This window comes from Streptomyces sp. NPDC030296, assembly GCF_055572815.1.
Genome location: NZ_JBVICQ010000007.1, coordinates 209,228 through 230,068, shown reverse-complemented (window position 1 = coordinate 230,068; position 20,841 = coordinate 209,228). Strand labels below are relative to the sequence as shown.

General features: G+C 68.2%; 19 protein-coding genes and 2 tRNA genes. 8 read left to right on the top strand and 13 right to left on the bottom strand.

Going from position 1 to position 20,841, the window contains the following annotated elements; all coding sequences use genetic code 11:
- The first annotated feature begins 7 nt into the window (after positions 1-7).
- From ACZ4Z3_RS21690 to pknB, 3 genes are all read left to right on the top strand, one after another.
- Entirely contained in the window at positions 8-1,441 is a 1,434-nt protein-coding gene (locus tag ACZ4Z3_RS21690; RefSeq protein ID WP_468502523.1) for an FtsW/RodA/SpoVE family cell cycle protein, read from the top strand.
- Complete coding sequence (locus ACZ4Z3_RS21685) at positions 1,438-2,898, top strand: peptidoglycan D,D-transpeptidase FtsI family protein (RefSeq protein ID WP_468502522.1); 1,461 nt, start codon at positions 1,438-1,440, stop codon at positions 2,896-2,898. Before ACZ4Z3_RS21690 ends, ACZ4Z3_RS21685 begins: the two co-directional genes overlap by 4 nt.
- Positions 2,899-3,067: 169 nt before the next feature.
- Positions 3,068-5,086, top strand: a complete 2,019-nt coding sequence (gene pknB / locus ACZ4Z3_RS21680; RefSeq protein WP_468502521.1) for a Stk1 family PASTA domain-containing Ser/Thr kinase — start codon at positions 3,068-3,070, stop codon at positions 5,084-5,086.
- 124 nt (positions 5,087-5,210) lie between these two features.
- Here the strand turns inward: pknB and ACZ4Z3_RS21675 are convergent, their stop codons facing one another.
- Genes ACZ4Z3_RS21675 through ACZ4Z3_RS21650 form a run of 6 tightly spaced genes read right to left on the bottom strand, consistent with a single transcriptional unit; the run spans position 5,211 to position 9,690 of the window.
- Entirely contained in the window at positions 5,211-5,954 is a 744-nt protein-coding gene (locus tag ACZ4Z3_RS21675) for a class E sortase (RefSeq protein WP_468502520.1), read from the bottom strand.
- 25 nt (positions 5,955-5,979) lie between these two features.
- Positions 5,980-7,266, bottom strand: a complete 1,287-nt coding sequence (locus ACZ4Z3_RS21670) for a class E sortase (RefSeq protein ID WP_468502519.1) — start codon at positions 7,264-7,266, stop codon at positions 5,980-5,982.
- Positions 7,263-7,913, bottom strand: coding sequence for an aminodeoxychorismate/anthranilate synthase component II (locus ACZ4Z3_RS21665; protein WP_468502518.1), 651 nt, complete (start codon positions 7,911-7,913; stop codon positions 7,263-7,265). The genes ACZ4Z3_RS21670 and ACZ4Z3_RS21665 overlap by 4 nt, the downstream gene beginning before the upstream one ends.
- Positions 7,910-8,071 carry a hypothetical protein gene (locus tag ACZ4Z3_RS21660; protein WP_099966627.1) on the bottom strand — a complete coding sequence of 54 codons (162 nt, stop codon included), beginning with the start codon at positions 8,069-8,071 and terminating at the stop codon, positions 7,910-7,912. The genes ACZ4Z3_RS21665 and ACZ4Z3_RS21660 overlap by 4 nt, the downstream gene beginning before the upstream one ends.
- Positions 8,072-8,124: 53 nt before the next feature.
- Positions 8,125-8,817: a class E sortase gene (locus tag ACZ4Z3_RS21655; RefSeq protein WP_468502517.1), complete on the bottom strand. Its 693-nt coding sequence runs from the start codon at positions 8,815-8,817 to the stop codon at positions 8,125-8,127.
- 27 nt (positions 8,818-8,844) lie between these two features.
- Positions 8,845-9,690, bottom strand: a complete 846-nt coding sequence (locus ACZ4Z3_RS21650; RefSeq protein ID WP_468502516.1) for a DUF881 domain-containing protein — start codon at positions 9,688-9,690, stop codon at positions 8,845-8,847.
- Positions 9,691-9,831: 141 nt separating this feature from the next.
- On the opposite strand from ACZ4Z3_RS21650, the gene crgA reads away from it, so the two are divergent.
- On the top strand, positions 9,832-10,086 hold the full coding sequence (crgA, locus tag ACZ4Z3_RS21645) for a cell division protein CrgA (protein ID WP_055520005.1): 255 nt from the start codon (positions 9,832-9,834) through the stop codon (positions 10,084-10,086).
- A gap of 301 nt (positions 10,087-10,387) precedes the next feature.
- On the opposite strand, the gene ACZ4Z3_RS21640 is transcribed toward crgA, so the two are convergent.
- Positions 10,388-11,275, bottom strand: coding sequence for a rhomboid family intramembrane serine protease (locus ACZ4Z3_RS21640; RefSeq protein ID WP_468502515.1), 888 nt, complete (start codon positions 11,273-11,275; stop codon positions 10,388-10,390).
- A gap of 156 nt (positions 11,276-11,431) precedes the next feature.
- Complete coding sequence (locus ACZ4Z3_RS21635) at positions 11,432-11,965, bottom strand: peptidylprolyl isomerase (protein WP_355391105.1); 534 nt, start codon at positions 11,963-11,965, stop codon at positions 11,432-11,434.
- 363 nt (positions 11,966-12,328) lie between these two features.
- Between ACZ4Z3_RS21635 and ACZ4Z3_RS21630 the strand changes: the two genes are divergently transcribed.
- Positions 12,329-13,030 carry a DUF5324 family protein gene (locus ACZ4Z3_RS21630; protein WP_468502514.1) on the top strand — a complete coding sequence of 234 codons (702 nt, stop codon included), beginning with the start codon at positions 12,329-12,331 and terminating at the stop codon, positions 13,028-13,030.
- A gap of 532 nt (positions 13,031-13,562) precedes the next feature.
- On the opposite strand, the gene ACZ4Z3_RS21625 is transcribed toward ACZ4Z3_RS21630, so the two are convergent.
- Positions 13,563-13,635, bottom strand: a tRNA-Ala gene (locus ACZ4Z3_RS21625).
- 182 nt (positions 13,636-13,817) lie between these two features.
- Here ACZ4Z3_RS21625 and ACZ4Z3_RS21620 point away from each other — a divergent pair.
- Positions 13,818-14,366, top strand: a complete 549-nt coding sequence (locus tag ACZ4Z3_RS21620) for a helix-turn-helix domain-containing protein (RefSeq protein WP_033530590.1) — start codon at positions 13,818-13,820, stop codon at positions 14,364-14,366.
- A gap of 418 nt (positions 14,367-14,784) precedes the next feature.
- Positions 14,785-16,833, top strand: a complete 2,049-nt coding sequence (locus tag ACZ4Z3_RS21615; RefSeq protein ID WP_468502513.1) for a serine/threonine-protein kinase — start codon at positions 14,785-14,787, stop codon at positions 16,831-16,833.
- 80 nt (positions 16,834-16,913) lie between these two features.
- Here the strand turns inward: ACZ4Z3_RS21615 and ACZ4Z3_RS21610 are convergent, their stop codons facing one another.
- Positions 16,914-18,413, bottom strand: coding sequence for a hypothetical protein (locus ACZ4Z3_RS21610; protein WP_468502512.1), 1,500 nt, complete (start codon positions 18,411-18,413; stop codon positions 16,914-16,916).
- Between the two features lie 314 nt (positions 18,414-18,727).
- Positions 18,728-18,856, bottom strand: a complete 129-nt coding sequence (locus tag ACZ4Z3_RS21605) for a DLW-39 family protein (RefSeq protein ID WP_003999697.1) — start codon at positions 18,854-18,856, stop codon at positions 18,728-18,730.
- Between the two features lie 327 nt (positions 18,857-19,183).
- On the opposite strand from ACZ4Z3_RS21605, the gene ACZ4Z3_RS21600 reads away from it, so the two are divergent.
- Positions 19,184-19,549, top strand: a complete 366-nt coding sequence (locus ACZ4Z3_RS21600; protein WP_468502511.1) for a DUF6344 domain-containing protein — start codon at positions 19,184-19,186, stop codon at positions 19,547-19,549.
- 225 nt (positions 19,550-19,774) lie between these two features.
- Here the strand turns inward: ACZ4Z3_RS21600 and ACZ4Z3_RS21595 are convergent.
- Positions 19,775-19,848, bottom strand: a tRNA-Ile gene (locus ACZ4Z3_RS21595).
- 151 nt (positions 19,849-19,999) lie between these two features.
- Positions 20,000-20,836, bottom strand: a complete 837-nt coding sequence (locus tag ACZ4Z3_RS21590) for a DUF3566 domain-containing protein (RefSeq protein ID WP_468502510.1) — start codon at positions 20,834-20,836, stop codon at positions 20,000-20,002.
- Positions 20,837-20,841: the final 5 nt, after the last annotated feature.

Genomic DNA, 20,841 nt, shown 5'->3' with positions numbered 1-20,841 from the left:
GCACACGATGAGCAGTACTACCAACACGTCGACGCAGCACACGTCCACGATCGGCGCGATCGGCGCGCCGAGCCGCCGCAACACCGAACTGGCGCTGCTGGCTTTCGCGGTCGTCATTCCGGTGTTCGCCTACGCCAACGTGGGTCTCGCACTCAACGACGAGGTACCGGCCGGCCTGGCCGCCTACGGTCTCGGTTTCGGCCTGCTGGCCGGCATCGGCCATGTGGTCGTCCGTAAGTTCGCGCCGTATGCGGACCCGTTGATGCTGCCACTGGCCACGCTGCTGAACGGGCTGGGACTGGTGGCCATTTGGCGGCTGGACCAGTCGGAGCGGCTTCAGCTCAGCCGAACCTACGTTGAGGCATCGCCGCGCCAACTGCTGTACTCCGCGCTGGGCGTCACTCTGTTCATCGTGGTGCTGATCTTCCTGAAGGACCATCGCGTCCTCCAGCGCTACACGTACATCTCGATGGCGGGTTCCCTCGTCCTACTGCTGCTGCCTCTGGTACCCGGCCTCGGTCTGAATGTCTTCGGCGCGAAGATCTGGATCTCCATCGCCGGCTTCACCATCCAGCCAGGTGAGTTTGCGAAGATCGTCATCGCTGTCTTCTTCGCCGGCTATCTCATGGTCAAGAGAGACGCGCTCGCCCTGGCCAGCCGCCGCTTCTTGGGCCTTTATCTACCTCGCGGACGCGACCTCGGACCCATCCTGGTTGTCTGGGCGATGTCCATCCTGATTTTGGTCTTCGAGACCGACCTGGGTACGTCGCTGCTGTTCTTCGGCATGTTCGTGATCATGCTGTACGTCGCCACCGAGCGCACCAGCTGGATCGTCTTCGGTCTGCTGATGTCCGCGGCCGGTGCCGTAGGCGTCGCCTCCTTCGAGATTCACGTCCAGCAGCGTGTACAGGCCTGGCTGGACCCGATGGGTGAGTGGGAACTCTCCAAGACCACCCTCGGCCACTCCGCTCAGTCCATGGAAGCTCTGTGGGCGTTCGGCTCCGGCGGCACTCTCGGCACCGGACTCGGCCAGGGCAACTCCGATCTCATCGGCTTCGCCGCCAACTCCGACTTCATCCTCGCCACCTTCGGTGAGGAACTGGGCCTGGCCGGTGTCATGGCGATCCTGCTGCTCTACGGGCTGATCGTGGAACGCGGCATCCGTACGGCGCTCGCTGCCCGCGACCCGTTCGGAAAGCTGTTGGCAGTCGGCCTGTCCGGCGCCTTCGGGCTCCAGGTCTTCGTGGTCGCCGGTGGCGTCATGGGCCTCATCCCGCTGACCGGCATGACCCTGCCGTTCGTCGCATACGGCGGTTCCTCCGTCATCGCCAACTGGGCGCTGATCGGCATCCTCCTACGCATCAGCGACACGGCACGCCGCCCGGCCCCGTCACCCGCCCCGAACCCCGACGCCGAGATGACCCAGGTGGTCCGACCGTGAACAAGCCCCTGCGCCGGATCGCGATCTTCTGCGGGCTTCTGATCCTCGCCCTGCTCATCCGCGACAACTGGATCCAGTACGTCCAGGCCGACTCGCTGAAGAAGGACGACGAGAACCGCCGGGTCGCCATCGAACGCTATGCCACCCCGCGCGGCGACATCATCGTCGACGGCAAGGCCATCACCGGATCCGTCGAGACCAAGGGCACCGACTACAAGTTCAAACGCACCTGGAAGAACGGCGAGATGTGGGCCCCCGTCACCGGGTACTCCTCGCAGATCGTCGGCGCCACCCAGCTGGAGAACCTCGAGGACGGGATCCTCACCGGCAACGACGACCGGCTGTTCTTCCGGAACACGCTGGACATGATCACCGGCAAGAAGAAGGAGGGCGGCAGCGTCGTCACCACCCTCAACGCCGCCGCGCAGAAGGCGGCCTTCCAAGGCCTTGGCAACAAGAAGGGCGCCGTCGCCGCGCTCGACCCCAAGACCGGCGCGATCCTCGCCCTGGCCTCCACGCCGTCCTACGATCCGTCGACGTTCGCAGGCATCAGCACCAAGGACAGCAAGACCTTCTCGAAGCTGGAGAAGGACCCCGACAAGCCGATGCTGAACCGCGCGCTGCGCGAGACCTACCCGCCGGGGTCCACGTTCAAGGTGGTCACGGCCGCCGCGGCCCTGGAGAACGGCGTCGTGTCGGACATCGACGACAAGACGGACACGCCTGACCCGTACAAGCTGCCGGAGTCGTCCACCCCCCTCACCAACCAGCACGGCGAGTGCAAGAACGCCACCCTCCGCTACGCGCTCGAGCAGTCCTGCAACACGGTTTTCGGCAAGCTCTCCGATGCCGTCCGCAACGACAAGATGATCGAGCAGGCCGAGAAGTTCGGTTTCAATAACGCCACGCTGGACACTCCCGTCCGCGCCGCAGAGAGCGTGTATCCCGAGGACAACCGTCCGCAGAACGCGATGGCCGGCATCGGACAGGCCTCCAACCGGGCCACCCCGCTCCAGATGGCCATGGTCGCCTCCGCCGTCGCCAACGACGGTGAGCTGATGGCCCCCTACATGGTCGACCAGCTGCGCGCTTCCAACCTCGACGTCATCGCGACCCACGAACCCGAGACGTTGTCCCAGGCAGTCTCACCGGAGAACGCCCAGAAGCTCCAGGACATGATGGAGAGCGTCGTCAAGACGGGCACCGGTCAGAACGCGCAGATCGAGGGCGTCACCGTCGGCGGCAAGACCGGTACCGCGCAGCACGGCGTGAACAACAAGGAGAAGCCGTACGCCTGGTTCATCTCCTACGCCAAGCTCAGCGACGGCAGCTCGCCGGTCGCCGTGGCCGTGGTCGTGGAGGACGGCAGCGCCAACCGTGGTGAGATCTCCGGCGGTGGTCTCGCCGCCCCGATCGCGAAGAGCGTGATGGAAGCAGTGATCAACAGCAAGAAGTGACCCCGCTCACGTCACCTCCACATCGGTGCACGTTGCGATACCGGTCCTGTATCGGGTGACGCGGTTGGCCAGGTCATGAAAGGCGAGACGGGTACCGTATGCCCGGAGCACAGCCGCCGGACCACACAGAGGTGCGGTCGGGACCGACGGAGAGGGCTGGTAGGAAGCTATGGAAGAGCCGCGTCGCCTCGGCGGCCGGTACGAGCTGGGCCAGGTGCTCGGCCGTGGTGGCATGGCGGAGGTCTACCTCGCGATGGACACCCGCCTCGGCCGCACCGTGGCGGTGAAGACGCTGCGAGCGGACCTCGCGCGCGACCCCACCTTCCAGGCCCGGTTCCGCCGGGAGGCCCAGTCGGCCGCCTCGCTCAACCACCCCGCGATCGTCGCGGTCTACGACACGGGCGAGGACTACATCGACGGGGTCTCGATCCCGTACATCGTCATGGAGTACGTCGAGGGCTCCACGCTCCGTGAGCTTCTCCACAGCGGCCGCAAGCTGCTGCCGGAGCGGGCCATGGAGATGACCATCGGCATCCTCCAGGGTCTGGAGTACGCCCACCGCAACGGCATCGTCCACCGTGACATCAAGCCGGCCAACGTCATGCTGACGCGCAACGGCCAGGTCAAGGTGATGGACTTCGGTATCGCCCGCGCCATGGGTGACTCCGGTATGACGATGACGCAGACGTCCGCCGTCATCGGCACCGCCCAGTACCTCTCCCCCGAGCAGGCCAAGGGCGAGCAGGTGGACGCCCGGTCCGACCTGTACTCCACGGGCTGTCTCCTCTACGAACTGCTGACGGTCCGTCCCCCGTTCGTCGGCGACTCCCCCGTGGCGGTCGCCTACCAGCACGTACGGGAGGAGCCGCAGCCCCCGAGTGTCTTCGACCCGGAGATCACGCCGGAGATGGACGCCATCGTCCTGCGTGCCCTGGTCAAGGACCCGGACTACCGCTACCAGTCCGCCGACGAGATGCGCGCCGACATCGAGGCCTGCCTCGACGGCCAGCCCGTCGCTGCCACCGCGGCCATGGGCTCGGTCGGTTACGGCGGCTACCCGGACGACCAGGCCACCACGGCGCTGCGCTCCCAGGACGCCGGCGCCACCACGATGCTGCCCCCGATGAACGGGGACGACGGCTACGGCTACGACGACCGCCAGGGGCGTCGCCGCCAGCAGAAGAAGAACAACACCTCGACGATTCTGCTGGTCGTCGCGGGTGTGCTGGTGCTGGTGGGCGCGATCCTCATCGGACGGTGGATGTTCGCCGGTGGGGACACGGGCGGGGACACCCTCAGGGCGCCGAACTTCGTCGGCCAGACGGAGAAGGAAGCCAGACAGGCGGCGAACAACGTCGACCTCAAGGTGACCACCACCCAGAAGGCGTGTGAGAACCAGAAGACCGGCAACGTCTGCTCGCAGAATCCTGCCGCCGACCAGACGGTGAAGAAGGGCGACACCATCGCCCTGGTGATCTCGACGGGCGCCCCGAAGATCTCCGTCCCCGACGTCACCGGGCTCCAGTTCAACGAGGCCAAGTCCCAGCTTGAGGACAAGGGCTTCGTGGTTGAACGGAAGAACGAGGAGTCCGACCGCAAGCAAGGCGTCGTGATCAGCCAGGACCCCGACAGCGGCAAGCTCGAGAAGGGCTCCACGGTCACTCTGACGGTGGCCAAGGAGGCGGAGAAGTCCGTCGTGCCGACGGTCGAGGGCCGCAGCTGTGACGACGCCAAGGCCCAGATGGAGGCCAACGACCTGGTCGGCACCTGCACCGATGTGGAGACCGACGACGACAACCTCGTCGGCAAGGTCGTCGCGACCAACCCCGAGGCGGGCACCGAGCTCAACCCGGGCGACACGGTGACCATTCAGATCGGCAAGAAGGCCGAGGAGAAGAAGGTCAAGGTCCCGAACGTGGTCGGCCAGACCGTGGGTCAGGCGAAGCAGATCCTGCAGCAGAACGGCTTCACCAACATCCAGTTCCAGCCGGGCAGCGACCAGAGCGACACCGCGCTGGTCACCGACCAGGACCCGGACCCCGGCAACGAGACCAATGACCCGACGAAGACGACGATCACCCTCGCCTCCGTGAGCTTCGGCGGCAACAACAACGGCGGTAACAACAACGGCGGCAACAACGGCGGGGGCTTCTTCGGAGGCCTCACCGGCGCCCGCTTCGAGGACTGATCACCCCCTCGTCCAGCAGCAAGACCGATGCCCGGCTCCTCTCGACAGGGGCCGGGCATCGGTCTTTCCGGTAGGAGCCGGGCAATCAGCCGCCATACCGATGTTTCACGTGAAACAGTCGCGGCTAGCGCAGTTCCTTCGGCAGGGTGCGTTCCGCGTTCACCCGTTCCACCCGCTCCAGCTCGCCCCACACGATGTAGCGGTGGCGGGAGGTGTAGACGGGGGTGCAGGTGGTGAGGGTGATGTACTTGCCGGCCTTCTTCTTGCCGGACTCCTTGGGGATGCCCGACAGGACCTTGACGTTGTACTTCGAGGTCTCGGAGAGGATGTCGTAGACCTTGTAGACGTACCAGTTGTCGCGGGTCTCGAAGACGATCGGGTCGCCCTTTTCGAGCTTGTCGATGTTGTGGAACTTGGCTCCGTGACCGTCGCGATGGGCTGCGAGGGTGAAGTTGCCGTCCTTGTCGGAGGTGGGGAGGGTCGCCTTGACCGGGCTTGTGTAGTAGCCGGCGACACCGCCGTTGAGGACCTTGGGCGAGGTGCCCTTCTTGACCAGGACCTCGCCGTTCTCCATGGCCGGCACATGCAGGAAGCCGATGCCGTCCTTGGTGTCCAGGGCGCCCGGGCTGTCGTCCGCCGCCTCCCAGTTGTCGCGGACCTTGTCCGCCTCCTCGCCGGCCTCGCGGTCGGCCAGCACGTTCGTCCACCACAGCGAGTAGACGACGAACAGGCCCAGCACCACGCCCGCGGTGATGAGCAGTTCACCGAAGACACTGACCGCCATCGCGATCCGTCCCATGCGACGACGCTTCGGCGCGGTCCCGGACGTGTCCGTCCGCTCTTCGGTCTCGTCGGTGGTCACTGCCACAGTTCATCCGCCCTTGATCGAGCCCCTACTGGACGAGCGCGTCGGGCTTCCCCTTGCTGCGCGGCCGTTCCTCCACCATCTTGCCCCACACGATCATGCGGTACTTGCTGGTGAACTCCGGGGTGCACGTGGTGAGGGTGATGTAGCGGCCGGGCCCGGTGAATCCCGAGCCCGGGGGCACCGGATTGAGCACGCTGACGTTCGACGGCGCTGTCACGGGCAGGATCGACGCCATGTCGTAGACGTAGTACGTGTCCTGGGTCTCGACGACGATCGGGTCGCCCGGCTTCAGCCGGTTGATGTACCGGAATGGTTCTCCGTGGGTGTTCCGGTGTCCCGCGATACCGAAGTTGCCCGTCTTGTCCTGGGGCATCGCCGTCTTGATGCTGTTCTCGTCGTAGTGCCCGACCATGCCGCGGTCCAGGACCTTCGACTTGCTGGTGCCCTCGGCGATGGGAACGACCACGTCGAGCTTCGGGATGTGCAGGATGGCGAAGCCCTGGCCGGGCTCGAACGCGCCCGGCGCGCGCTTGCCGCTCTTCCACTCCTCCTGAAGGCTGGTCGCCTCCCGGCCAGCCTGCTGCTGGGCCCGGATGTTCGACCACCAGAGCTGGTAGGTGACGAACAACAGCATCAGCACGCCGGTGGTGATGAACACCTCGCCGATCGCCCGGCTCGCGACCACACTCATGCTGGGCTTGCGCGCTCGCGCGGCCCGCCGTGCCTCGACCCGGGAGAGAGGCACCGAGGCCTCTCCGGCCGCCCCTAAGGGCTTGTCGGGCCCGTGAGCGGCTCCGATGCCCGCCCGGGCCCCGGAGGGCCCTCCGTGCCTCCCGTGCCGTCTGGCGGCCTTACGGCGCGCCGCTCGGCCCCCGTGAGCGGGCGGCGTCTGTATCGCCTCGGCCTCGGCTGCAAGGCGCCGGGCCTCCTCCACCCGGAGGGCCACCGTCTCCTCGTCGATCGGAGGGTGCTCCTGGGCGGTGTCGACCGAAGGGTGCTCGTGTACGGCCGGTTCATAGGCCGCGGGCCGTGGCGCCTGATAGGCGGTCTGCTCGTAGTTCTCGAAGGGCTCCCCGTAAGGCGTCCGGGAGCGCGGTTCGTAGGACGGCTCCGCGTAGTCCCGTCGGCCGTACCAGTCGCCCTGGGGGTAGTCCATCTCCTGGGGCTGGACCTGAGGCGGGGCGTACCACTGCTGCGGCGGATCGGCCGGGGGGCGGGAGCGGAAATCCTCCGCCTCGAACGCCTCGGCGCCCCCGTACGCGGCCTCGCCGCCGTAGGGGGCACTCTCGCGCTCGGGGCGCAGGGCTGTCACGCCGTGGCCCTGCCCACCACCGGGGCGAGCCCCGCCGACCTCGCCACGGCGCCGTCGTCCCCGCATTCCGCCAGCCAGTTGGCCAGCATGCGGTGGCCGTGCTCGGTGAGCACCGACTCGGGGTGGAACTGCACGCCCTCGACGGGAAGTTCACGGTGCCTGAGGCCCATGATGATCCCGTCGTGCGTACGAGCCGTGACCTCCAGTTCGACGGGTACGGTCCCGGGCTCGGCGGCCAGCGAGTGGTAGCGGGTCGCGGTGAAGGGGGTCGGCAGGCCCGCGAAGACGCCCCTGCCCTCGTGCTCCACCAGCGAGGTCTTTCCGTGCAGCAGCTCGGGGGCGCGGTTCACGACCCCGCCGTACGCCACCTGCATGGACTGCATGCCGAGGCACACCCCGAAGACGGGTACGCCGGTCTCGGCGCAGTGGCGGACCATGTCGACGCAGACGCCGGCCTCTTCGGGGGTGCCCGGCCCGGGCGACAGCAGGACACCGTCGAAGTCGTCCTGGGCGTGCGCGGTCGCGACCTCGTCGTTGCGCAGCACCTCGCACTCCGCGCCCAGCTGGTACAGGTACTGGACCAGGTTGAAGACAAAGCTGTCGTAGTTGTCGACGACGAGGATGCGGGCGGGTCGGGCGGCACTCACTGGTCGTTCACCGTCACATCGTTGAAGGGCAGCAGGGGCTCCGCCCAGGGAAAGACGTACTGGAAGAGGACGTAGACGACGGCCAGGGTGAGCACGATGGAAAGCAGCGCCTTCACCCACACATTGCCGGGCAGATGCCGCCAGATCCAGCCGTACATGCCGTCCCTTCCTTCACACCACGGCACCGGATTCACGCCGTACCGCCACCAGACTAACGGCGTAGTGCCTCAGGTTTCCCTGACTCCACAGGCTTGGTGGATTCGAGATGGCCCCACACGATGAGCCGATGACTGTGGCCCCACTCCGGGTCGCAGGTCGTCAACGTCAGATAGCGCCCCGCGCGCGTGTAGCCCGATTTCTTCGGCACGGGGTCGATGACCTGGACGTCCGTGGGCAATGTCCGATAGGGCCCCTTGTCGATGACGTAGGTGTACCAGTGGGCGCCGTCGGTCAGGACCACCGCGTCACCGGCCCGCAGCTTGGGAAAATCTTTGAAGGGATCGCCGTACGTGCGGCGATGGCCTGCGACCGCGAAGTTTCCCTTCTGTCCCAGCTGAGCGGTGTTCGCGTAGTGCCCGAGCCCCTTCTTCAAAGTGCTGGTCCCGGTGCCCTCCAGCACAGGCTTGTTCCACGTGAGACCAAGGCGCGGGATGTACATGAGAGCAAAGGGCTTCGCGTCCTTGTACGGGGCGGGCGGCTTCGGACTCGCCGTGGTCCCCGCCGCGGTGGTCGGTCGCACCGGTTGCCTCGCCCACTGGTCCTGGAGCAGGTCGACCTGGCGGTCCATCTCGGTGTCGGCCTTCACGCCGGTCCAGAAGAGCACGTAGACGACGAAGAGCACGATGAGGGTGCCGACGGTGATGCAGAGTTCGCTGACGGTCCTGACGATCACACGCACCGACACGGGTCCCCCGGCTGCCGTTACGGGCTTCTACTCCACGGGCTTGGCGTACTTCAGATCCACTGTGCCCGAGTAGCCGGGCAGAGTCACCGGCCCGTCCTCGGTGACTTTCCAGCCGAGTCCGTAGACGTTGACGTAGACCATGTAGTTCTGGATCGCCTTGCTCTCGTCGAGCGCCTTCTGGAGCTTCTCGGGGTCACCTACCGCCTGGATCTTGTACGGCGGTGAGTAGACGCGGCCCTGGAGGATCAGGGTGTTGCCGACGCACCGCACGGCGCTGGTGGAGATGAGCCGCTGGTCCATGACCTTGATGCCCTTGGCGCCGCCCAGCCACAGGGCGTTCACGACGGCCTGCAGGTCCTGCTGGTGGATGACCAGGTAGTCGGGCTGCGGCTCGGGGTAGCCGGGAAGCTTCGCGGTGGCATTCGGCGGGGCGTCGTTGAGGGTGACGGTGATGGCCTGGCCCTTGAGCCGCTGGGTGCCGGCATTCTTCTCCAGCGCCGTGAGCCGTGCGTCCTCGGCCTCGGTGCTGCCGTCGTCCCGTTCGGCGAGGGCCTCGACGTCGTCCCGGAGCACCCCGTTGGACTCGTCGAGCTGGCCGTTCTTGTGGCTGCGCTCATGGATCAGGTCGGAGAGCTTGAGCAACGAGGCGTCCGTGCGGATGTTGGTGCCCTTGGCCGTGTCGAAGCTGGTGAAGAAGATGAGCCCGGCGAGGGCGAAGACCCCCGCGGTGAGCACGCGCACGGGCCGGACACCGCCCCGGGTGGAGGCGTCACCGGTCGTGGGGGACGAGCAGCCGTCGGACTCGACGGTCCGGGGACCCGGCCCGGAGGAGTCGCCGGAACCGGCCTCGGGGGAGTCGGCTGAATTGCTCAACGTACCCTTATCTCCTTAGGCGGCGCGGAAGCACTACGCTAACGGACGCCCGGGGGAGCATTCAGTGTCCCCTTGTACGCTGCCCCGGAGCCCGCCCCGTTCCCTGCGCGGCCACGCAGCGCATCGACAGGAGAGACCCTCGTGCCGAAGTCACGTATCCGCAAGAAGGCCGACTACACGCCGCCGCCGTCGAAGCAGGCCACAGCCATCAAGCTGAACAGCCGTGGCTGGGTGGCTCCCGTCATGCTGGCCATGTTCCTCATCGGCCTGGCCTGGATCGTCATCTTCTATGTGACCGACGGCTCGCTGCCCATCGACTCCCTCGGCAACTGGAACATCGTGGTGGGCTTCGGCTTCATCGCCGCCGGGTTCGGCGTCTCCACCCAGTGGAAGTAGCACCTTCCACCCCCGTGTGACCAGCCCTCCCCAGAGCTATCCACGGAGTTATCCACAGGTGTTTTCCACAGTGGGGAAAAAGAACGACGATCTGTGGATAACTCATCGGGCGTTGACGCCGGTATGACTGATCCGCCAGCCCCGCAAGCATGTTCGCCCCCTGTCTGACCTGGGAAAACGCAGGTGAGCGACAGGGGGCACACCTGTTCCCCCACCCTATGCACAAGATCCGGCACGGTCTGTGGACAACAGTGCTGCAGCAGTACCGTCGGGTGCCCGCTCACAGGGGAATCAGGGCTGATCAGGTGAGCTGGGCGGTCCTGACCACAGTCGTGATCAGGACGGCGGCCAGGACCAGGGCGCACACCCCGAACTGGATCAGCGACCGCCGCTCCCGAGGAGCGTGCACCATCGCATAGCCGACTACGACACCGCCGACGAGGCCGCCCACATGGGCCTGCCACGAGATGTTGAAGAACGGGCTGAACGTGAAGATCAGGTTGATCACCAGCAGGATGACCAGCGGCCGCATGTCGTAGTTGAGGTGCCGCATGAGGACGCCGGTCGCACCGAAGAGACCGAAGATCGCGCCGGACGCACCGAGGGAGGGCTGGTTCGGCGCGGCCAGCAGATAGGTGAGGGCACTGCCGGCGAGGCCGGAGACAAAGTAGAGCGTGAGATAGCGGGCACGGCCCAGGGCCGCCTCCAGGGGGCCGCCGATCCACCAGAGGCTGAGCATGTTGAACAGGATGTGCGTGACGCCGCTGTGCAGGAACATCGACGTAACCAGCCGGTACCACTGGCCCTCGGCGATGCCCTGGAGCCCGAGCTCCGGGACCCAGGCTCGCCCGATGAGGTCGAAGCGGTCGGTGAAGCGGTCGCCCAGCGACGTCTGCACCAGGAACAGCAGCAGATTCGCGCCGACGAGGATCTTGGTGAGGAGCCGGGGATCGGCGCTGACGGCGCCGCCCGCGAGGGTGCGTGGCTGGGAGGCGGAGGGTGCGTGGCCCGTGCCCGAGCCGTTGCGGACGCAGTCCGGGCACTGGAAACCGACGGAGGCGCTGACCATGCACTCGGGGCAGATGGGGCGTTCGCACCGGGTACAGCGGATGCCCGTCTCGCGGTCCGGGTGCCGGTAGCAGGTGGGCAGGCTCTGCATGTCCTGCGGGCTGCTCGGCACCTGGTCCATCGGTCCCCTCCGTCTCGTGTGTGGAACACATCGGCCCCGCCCATCCTTACGGATGAGCGGGGCGAATGGTTCCCTTGGGGACCTTGCGAACCTTTCGGTTCCGGCGCACGAGGGCGCCCCTGAGGCCCCGGCCCGCGTGGCGGACCTTCAGGCGGCTCAGCCCTGGCGGGTCTCGACGACGACCGACTCGATGACGACGTCCTTGACCGGGCGGTCGGTGCGCGGGTTGGTCTGGGTGGTCGCGATGGAGTCGACGACCTTCTGGCTGGCCGCGTCGACGACCTCGCCGAAGATGGTGTGCTTGCGGTTCAGCCACGCCGTCGGGGAGACGGTGATGAAGAACTGCGAGCCGTTGGTGCCCGGACCGGCGTTGGCCATGGCCAGCAGGTAGGGCTTGTCGAACGCGAGGTCCGGGTGGAACTCGTCCCCGAACTGGTAGCCGGGGCCGCCGGTGCCGTTGCCCAGCGGGTCACCGCCCTGGATCATGAATCCGCTGATCACCCGGTGGAAGACCGTGCCGTCGTAGAGCTTGTCCGTGGACTTCTGGCCGGTCGCCGGGTGGGTCCACTCACGCTCGCCCTTGGCGAGCTCGACGAAGTTCTTGACCGTCTGGGGCGCGTGGTTCGGCAGCAGCCGCACCTCGATGTCGCCGTGGTTTGTCTTCAGGGTGGCGTACAGCTGCTCAGCCACGATCTGCCTTCCGTTGTCCTCTGTGACTCCCCCGATCCTCGCACGGACCGCGCCCGGAGTCGCCCGACGGCCACGCCCTCGTCCGGCATGCGCACCGAAAACGGGTCGAGTACCCACGGTATCGGCGCGCTTGGCGACGATCCGTGGCATTGTCGGCACTGTCGTGGACAAGCTCCCGTTGCCCCGTATTCATCCGCAATTGCACAGCACCGGATCGCGAACGGTTCCCGGCTTCCTGACCGCGCGGAGTCGACTCGCATGACCCGGATGCCCGCCCTCACATGCTTCAGAGCGTTCCGAGAGGCATGATCGCCAAAAGGGTGGAAAGTCGAAATACCGTACGCCACCGAGGAGGAGGATCCCGTGACCCGCATCGACAGCGTGCGCGCCGCGACCGGTTCGGCGAAGGACAGCGTGCTGCACGCCGCGGAAGTGGTGGCGCCCTACGCCGACACGGCCAAGGAAAAGGCCTCGCACTACGCACACGAGGCGCGCGTGAAGATCGCGCCCAAGGTGTCGCAGGCCGCGGAACAGGCACGCGTCCAGTACGGCGCCCTTGTCGTCCCGCGTCTGGAACAGGCACGCACGCACGTACCGCCGAAGATCGACAGCGCGGCGCATGAGGCCGCCGAGCGCACCAGGAAGGCGGCCCGCCAGGCCGCCGACTACTCCCGTCCGCGTCTCGAGCAGGCAGTGGCCGCTGCCGGGCCCATGCGGGAGGAGGCCACGGCCAGGAGCGTGGCGGCGCTGGCCGCACTGCGCGGTCAGGTGTCGCCCGAGCAGATCCAGAAGCTCGTCCGCAAGCAGCAGCGTCGCGCCAGGGCCGGCCGCGTCTTCAAGGGTGTGGCCGTGATCGGTGTCCTCGCGGGCGGTGCCTTCGCCGCCTGGAAGTGGTGGGACAAGCAGGCCAACCCCGACTGGTTGGTCGAGCCCCCCGCCGCCACCGAGGTCTCCGAGCCCGGGCGGTTGTCCTCCGTGGGCGGCGGCGACCAGTCCGTCCTCGACCCCGAGGTCGAGGCCAAGCAGGCCGAAGACGAAGCGGCGAACCGCGAGGACCGCCGCTGATACGAGCGAACGCCACCGCCAGCCCGTCGGCGGTGGCGTGATCGATCGAGGCAGGGGTGCAGCCGTGGAAGCCGGCGGTGCCGCAATAGAAGCCGGAAGCCGGGGACTTTGGTCCGCGGCTGATACGAGTGTGTGCCCGCCCCGACCAGCCCCGGCCCGTCCGAGGCGCGGCGCCTACAACAGCCCTGTGGGCCGGAAGACTTGACGGTCTTCCGGCCCACAGGGCCGTTTCACGTGAAACACACCTGGGTGCGACCAGTGAAAGCTTGAACCGGAATGTGCTCATCCGATTGCAAAGAGTGATAGGCCGTCTCGGCCCTGCATCCCTGTGACGCAGACCATGGTTTTCGCATATGCGCACACCAGCAGGCGCCTTGACCCGTCTCACGGCTCCAGAGGCAGTCCGCTCATCCACTGCACAGATCGCGATCGCGACGCGGCTCCCTGGGAACGCCATGGGACGGGCGGACGCGGGACCACAGAAAAGAGACCGGGCCGGACGTCTTCTGACGTCCGGCCCGGTCCATCGCTGTGGAGCCTAGGGGAGTCGAACCCCTGACATCTGCCATGCAAAGACAGCGCTCTACCAACTGAGCTAAGGCCCCGGAAGGGAAGCGTCCGCCCGGAAGTACCGACCACCGGGTGGCGCCGCAGACCAGAGTACCGGGTCACCCCCGGTATCTCGCAAAAAGATTGGGGGTCCCCGTGAACGACCACTCTCCGTAAGATGCTCGTCGTGGTTCGCTACAGCGAACCGCAGTTTTTGGGGAAGCGATGGGGAGACGCAATGGACGCCGCACAGCAGGAAGCGACCGCAAGAGCCCGGGAGCTGCAGCGGAACTGGTACGGAGAGCCACTGGGGGCGCTCTTCCGTAGGCTCATCGAGGACCTGGGCCTCAACCAGGCACGCCTCGCGGGGGTACTGGGCCTGTCCGCTCCGATGCTGTCGCAGCTGATGAGCGGTCAGCGGGCCAAGATCGGAAACCCGGCCGTGGTTCAGCGGGTGCAGCTGCTGCAGGACCTGGCGGGGCAGGTCGCGGACGGCAGCGTGAGCGCCGCCGAGGCGACCGAGCGCATGGACGAGATCAAGAAGTCGCAGGGGGGATCTGTGCTCAGCAACACCACGCAGTCGACGACGAGTTCCGGAGCGCCCACGGTCAAGCGGGTCGTCCGCGAGATCCAGTCGCTGCTGCGCTCGGTGGCGGCCGCGGGCGACATCATCGAGGCGGCGGACACCCTCGCCCCGACCCACCCCGAACTGGCAGAGTTCCTCCGGGTGTACGGCGCGGGCCGTACCTCGGACGCGGTGGCCCATTACCAGTCCCACCAGAACTGAGATCGAGGCCCGGTCACCGAGACGGGGTCGGCGACCGGGCCGCGGCCGAGGCGGGGGACCGGTGACACAGGCGGGGGGACCAGTGACACAGGCTCGGGACCAGGGCTGAACAGGCCCACCAGCACCGACGTCACGAAGACGCGGACGTAGGCTCGATGAGAGCCGAGAGGGAACGGACCGGGCCGCCGGAAGGGCGGGCCGAGGCAGACGTCCGGAGAGGCAGAGGACCGGGCCAGGCAGAGGCTGCGGAGGGGGCTGAGGGGACGGGAAACACAATGCGGCTGGGGGACAGAGGTACGGAAATGAGCTCCGTGGGAAACCGGTAGGCAGAAGCCGACTCCGCGGAGGACGGCTCGGAAGCCGTGTCCTCCGCCGACGGGCAGCCAGGGGGGAGCCGAAGGGGGAACGACGCACAACCATGGGTGAGGTCTTCGCCGGCCGGTACGAACTGGTCGACCCGATCGGACGCGGGGGAGTCGGCGCCGTCTGGCGCACCTGGGACCACCGACGCCGCCGGTACGTGGCCGCCAAGGTCCTGCAGCAGCGCGACGCGCACGCTCTGCTCCGCTTCGTCCGCGAACAGGCCGTACGGATCGACCACCCCCACGTGCTCGCGCCCGCCAGCTGGGCCGCCGATGACGACAAGGTCCTGTTCACCATGGATCTGGTCGCCGGGGGCTCCCTGGTCAATCTCGTCAACGACTACGGCCCTCTCCCTCCTGCCTACGTCTGCCTCCTGCTCGACCAGCTGCTGTCGGGCCTCGCCGCCGTGCACGCGGAAGGCGTCATCCATCGCGACATCAAGCCCGCCAATGTGCTGCTGGAGGCCACCGGCACGGCAAGGCCACGCCTTCGCCTGTCCGACTTCGGCATCGCCATGCGTCTGGGCGAGCCCCGGCTGACCGAGACCAACTACGTGGTGGGTACGCCGGGTTACTTCGCTCCCGAACAGATGCTGGGCGCGGACCCCGACTTCCCCGCCGACCTCTTCGCGGTGGGCCTCGTCGCCCTGTACCTCCTGGAGGGCGCCAAACCCGATTCCAAGGCGCTCATCGAACACTTCGCCGCCCACGGCACGCCCAAGGCCCCCAGAGGCATCCCGGAGCCTCTGTGGCAGGTCATCGCCACCCTGCTCCAGCCCGATCCCCATGCCCGCTTCCGTACGGCCACCGGTGCCCGCAAGGCTCTCGCCGCAGCCACCGAGCTGCTCCCCGAGCCCGGCCCCGACGACGAGCTGGTGGAAGTGTTCGATCAACTCGGCCCGCTTCCCGTGGGGTTTGGCTCGGAAGGCCCGCTGCAGCGAGCGTCAGGGCTGGATGTGAGCGCGACGAGCCCGGCCGCCACGTCCTCGTCCAGGTCCGGGCGGGGAACGGACTCTTCTCGAGTCAGTGCGGACGCCCCTGGTACGGACAGCCCGCCGCCGGGAGCGGAAGGCTCGCCGGGCCCGGGGCTCCTGCAGCCGAGTGCACATGCTCCTCGGTCAGGCGCTGATGCTCCTTCCAACTCACCAAGCTGGTCCACCCCTTCGGCCTCCGGCGTCGACGTGACGCCTCCACCTCCCTCCGTTCCTCCGCTTCCGGCTCAGCTGCCTGAGGCCACGCCGTCCCAGGGCTCGCTCGCGCAGTCCGGCGCGGGCGCCCTACCTCCGGCTCCGACCAACGGCTCTGCGACGCCTCAACCTCATTACTCCGGTGCCGTATTACCGCCACCGATGCCCCCATCGGCGCCGCCCAAGACCAACTCAGGCACCAGCACAGGCGCAGGCGCAGGCACAGGCACAGGGCAGTGGTATCAGGGTGCGGGCTCCTCCTCCGCGGAACGCGGGGAGCAAGCGGCCCCCGAGCCGCCCCCCGTCGCCGTACCCCAGCAGTCCGAACCCATACCAGCACGCAACGAGCCGGCCCCACCGCGAATCGAGCCCGCACCGCCACGACCCGAGCCTGCCCCGCCACGACCCGAACACGACCCCGGGCCATCCCAGCCGTCCACCATGTCGGACACCGGTAGCTTCCATCTGCCGCCACCGCAGGTGCTGGCCACCCACGCTCCACCGCGCCAGACGGAGCCGACGTACGCGGAGCCACAGCGTGCGGAACCACCGCCCGTGGAGCCCCGGCATGCGCAGCCGCAGCACCACGCTCCCGGCTACTCCCAGCACCAGCTGAATCAGCAGGCCACTCCCACAGTTGGGACGCCCCTGCACACTCCGCCGCTCCACGAACCCACTCACATACCCTCCCCTCAGCCGCGACCGCCCCTGGACCCCTCTCAGGTCTCCACTCCGGCGGTGCACCAACCTGCGTACGCCTCTACTGGTTCATACACCGCTCAGCCGTCGCAGGTTCCACGCCGATCGAGGGCGAATACGCGGCGCCGCCCCGGCCCGCCCGCGAAGGTGGTCATCCCCGTCCTGCTGCTGGCCATGGCCTGCTTTGCCGTGGGGTTCTGGGCACTGGGCGAGCTCTGACCCTCGCCCAAGGACGGCTGCCCCGCCACCATCCCCTGCCTGCCACCATCCCCTGCCCGCCAGCGCTACCGCCCCCGGCACTACCGCCCCCGGGACGACCCGTGCCGCCCCCGCCGCGAAGCCCTGGCTCCACCTGACGGCCCCGCGGGCCGCTCCGCAGCCGCCCGACGGCGTGCCACGAGCGTCCACAGCGCCAGCGTCAGCACCAGCAGGCTCCCCGTGCCGATCCCGCCTGCGGCGATCGCCGTCATGGCGAGCCGCCTGCCCCCGCTGATCGTGGAACCGCCCGAGCCACCGGCGCTCTCCTCGCCGCCAGAACTCCCCGCCTCCCCGTCCCCTTCCAGCGTGTCCCCCGTCCCCGTCCCCGTCCCGGCCCCCGTCTCCGCGGCCTCCCGGTCCTCGTCGGTGACCTCGAAGGCCCCGGTCGGCTCGGCCGGGCCCAGGTACCCGGGTCCCGACTCCGCCCGACCGGACACCCGTATCCGCAGGGTCAGCCCGATCGGCTTCTCGCCGAAGCGCTCGGCCACCGCCGAGCCGAGGTGGACGGCCAGGTAGTACCAGCCGGCGAACCGCATTCCTCTGACCTCGTCGTCGAGGGAGTAGCGGTTGTCGTAGGCGACCGGAGGGAGCGGGTCGAGGGCGGCGGAGCGCTGCTCCCCTCTGTAGTCGACGAGCGCGTCGTCCACGAGGCCCCGCGCCGGGTTGTACAGCGACATGACCAGCGCGTTGCCGACGTACCCTGCGCCGCCGGGCGTGCTGCCCAGTTCGGCGGTGGCGTGGAGCTGCTGCCCCCAATCGACGGGGACCCTGTAGTAGCGCGTCTCCCCGGCCTTGATCCCGGCCTCGTCCTGCCAGATCCCTTGGGCCAGGGGGCCGGCCGAGGCGAAGCCCCTCCCCCCGCGTCGGCGCTCGGGATCTCCGCGCAGAGGTTCCGGCGACGCCGAGTTCCAGGTCTCGGGTGCGACCGTCGAGCCGCCCCTCTTCACGGCGGGCTCCCACGCGTAGCCGAGTTCGAGCCCCCACTCCTGACCAGACGCCCGCTCACCGGACCCCGACGACGATCCACCGGCCGACGTACCCGATGCACCCGACGCATCCGACGACCCACCCGATGACAGACCTGACGAGGCCCCGGACGACGTGCTGGGGCCGACTCGCTCGACGACGAGGTAGTACGCCCCGGCCGCCTGGCACATGTACTCATCGGCCCCGATCTCACGTGACGCCCAGGCGGTGACGGGGTGGGCGCTGCGCGTGCGGCCGAAGCGGGCGTTCCCGTACGAGCAGCGGTGGGCGTCGACGTCCTCGATGGAGACCCTCAGCCCGTCGGACGAGGCGACGCTCGCCCCTGCCGCGGGTACGGCGGTGCCCGAGACGTACGCGTTGGCGACGGCGTCGAGGTCGAGGCGGTAGTAGAGCTTCTCGCCGGGGCCGATGGCACTGCGGTAGGTCCTGCCCGGCGTCAGCCGCACCGCTTGCGTGGTGCCCGTCGAGCCGTCGACCGTCGTGGCGTCCTCGGCGTAGGAGTACGGCGTCGGCCCGTCGGCCGCAAGGGCGGGAACGGGCTGTGCCGTGGTCATGAGCAGGGCCGCTCCCACGGCTGCCACAGTGCGCCCCCAGACCGTGCGCCGCCCCATCACGCGCCACCCCTCGTCGTAGCCCCGAACGCGCCCATCCTGCCGTTCCCTCCGCACAGATGCGCGCTTTCTCAGGGACGAGCGGCCGAGATCGCGCTCTTGACAGAGCACATTTTTGCCATTGCAAGCGAATTATTCGCGGTAGTGAATCACAGATGGCGTCGCGGCCTTCGCGACCCTGGGGCGACGGACCCAGGGCAACACAAAACCCCGGCCGCGAATACGGCCGGGGTCTGCTCTGAGACTGATGTCGACGTTCACGAACCCGTGGGCACGGAGTCAGTCGCCTCCGTCCACAGATCCTGCTCGGCGCGATCCGCCTGGATCTGGCGGTACACGAGGAGCCCGCCGATGGCGGCCAGTGCGACCAGGAGAAGCTTCTTCACCGCGCGACCTCGTCTTTCCTTGACGTAGGGGACCTCTGGCGCCCGACTATACACACCGACCGATATCGATCGGTGACCTGCGTCGGCCCCTCAACTCCCGGCCGAACGACCCCTGTAGAACCGGATGCCATCGTTCCTATCGCAGGTTCATCAGACCGGTTTCCCGTACGACTTCGCAGCTCCGGGGAACTCTCGCACCCCCTTGCGCCCATCCGAGTGGTGTTGATCTGAAGATCGACGCGCCACGGGCGTCGGTCCCCCACTTCGCGGCCCACATACACATCATGAGGAAAGTACGCAAATCGCCCGACCCGAAAGTGAGGGGCCATGGCCCAGAACAAGGTCATGAAGCTGTGGACCACCATCGTCACCGCCTTCCTCGCGCTGTGCACGGCGCTCGGACTCATCACGACCGCGGCGGCCGCCGCGGTACCGCAGCCCGAGACAAACCGCAACTGCGCGGCTCGCACGACGATCGCGGACCTGCCCCTCCCCTCCCGCTCACGCAACCACTCCCTGCCACCGACGATGAAGCAGCGCATCCGCGCGGAGGCACACGGCTCCTCGCCCTCCTGCCGCCACCTCACGGCCCCGGACGGCCCCCTGGACGTGGCGTCGGCCCTCACGGTCCCGCCGGCCGCTATCGAAGCCCCTTCCGCGCCGACCGAGCCCCTCACCCGCCTTCAGCGCTGATCCACGGACCGCGGACATCGCGACCGTCCACGACCGCGAAGCCCGCGACCTGCCGCGTCCCCCGTACACCACGGCGATCCTGCGTACGACGCCCCGGACCAAGACGAAGCCCCCGGCTCCCGGCCGGGGGCTTCTGCCGTTCAGACGATGCCCCCTGACCCTGCTGAAGTCCGCCGACGACGCAAAAGACCCCCAGCCGTTTCCGACTGGGGGTCTTTTCACGTGTGGGGCTAACAGGATTTGAACCTGTGGCCTCATCCTTATCAGGGATGCGCTCTAACCAACTGAGCTATAGCCCCGCCGCGCTCTGCGGTGTGTGTCCCGCGCGCTGACTCCTGAAGATTAGCGCACGACGTGGGCAGTCCCAAAATCGATACCCGGGGAGGGACCGCGAAGCGGTGGGACACCCCGCAGAGGGCTCCGTCTCAGGGCGCCGTCGCCCCTACACGTCTACTCGTCCTCGGCCAGCGTCAGCTCGATGCCGCCGACGAAGCCCGCGGAGAGGTTGTAGATGAACGCGCCGAGCGTCGCGAGGGCGGTGGCGAGGACGACGTCGATGATCGCGATGATCGCCGTGAAGATCAGCACGTTGGGCAGCGACAGGAACGACTGCAGATCGAAGCCGTTGGACTCGTTCGAGCCGGTGGCCTCGGAGATGGTCGCGCCGACCGTGGAGAAGACGCCCATCGCGTTCATGACCATCCACAGCACCGCGGCCGCGACCATCGTGCAGATGCCGAGGGCGATGGAGAGCAGGAAGCTCACCTTCATCACCGACCACGGGTCGGCCTTGGCCACCCGGAGCCGCGCCTTGCGGGTGCGCGGCACCGTGCCGGCCCCCGTACGCGGCTTGCGCGAGGCGCTCTCGCCCGGCGCCGCCTGATACGCCTGCGGCGGGTGGTACGGGCCCGTCTGCTGCTGCGGGCCGCGCTCGCCGGGCAGCGCCGAGCCCGCGGCCTGCGCCGACGGCTGAGCGTGCGCCTGCGGCTGGGCCTGCGCCGGCGTCTGGCGCCCGCCCGGCGCCGCGGGCGGGGTCCCCGGCGCGGGCGGCTTCGCCTGCGCCCCCCTCGTGTCCGTCACAGTTCCCCCCTGCGATCCTTGCCTCTCGGACGAGGGTGAGGGTGAAGGCGAGGCCGAATCGGTCGGGTTCGGCTTGATCGCCTTCAGTTGCGTCGTGTGCGTGTCCATCGCACGCGCGGCGGAGCCACGGCCGCCGCCGTCCGTTTCCGCACCGGTCGAAGTGCCGGACGAACTACCGGACGATCCGGCGCCCGTGGCTCCGCTCACGCTGA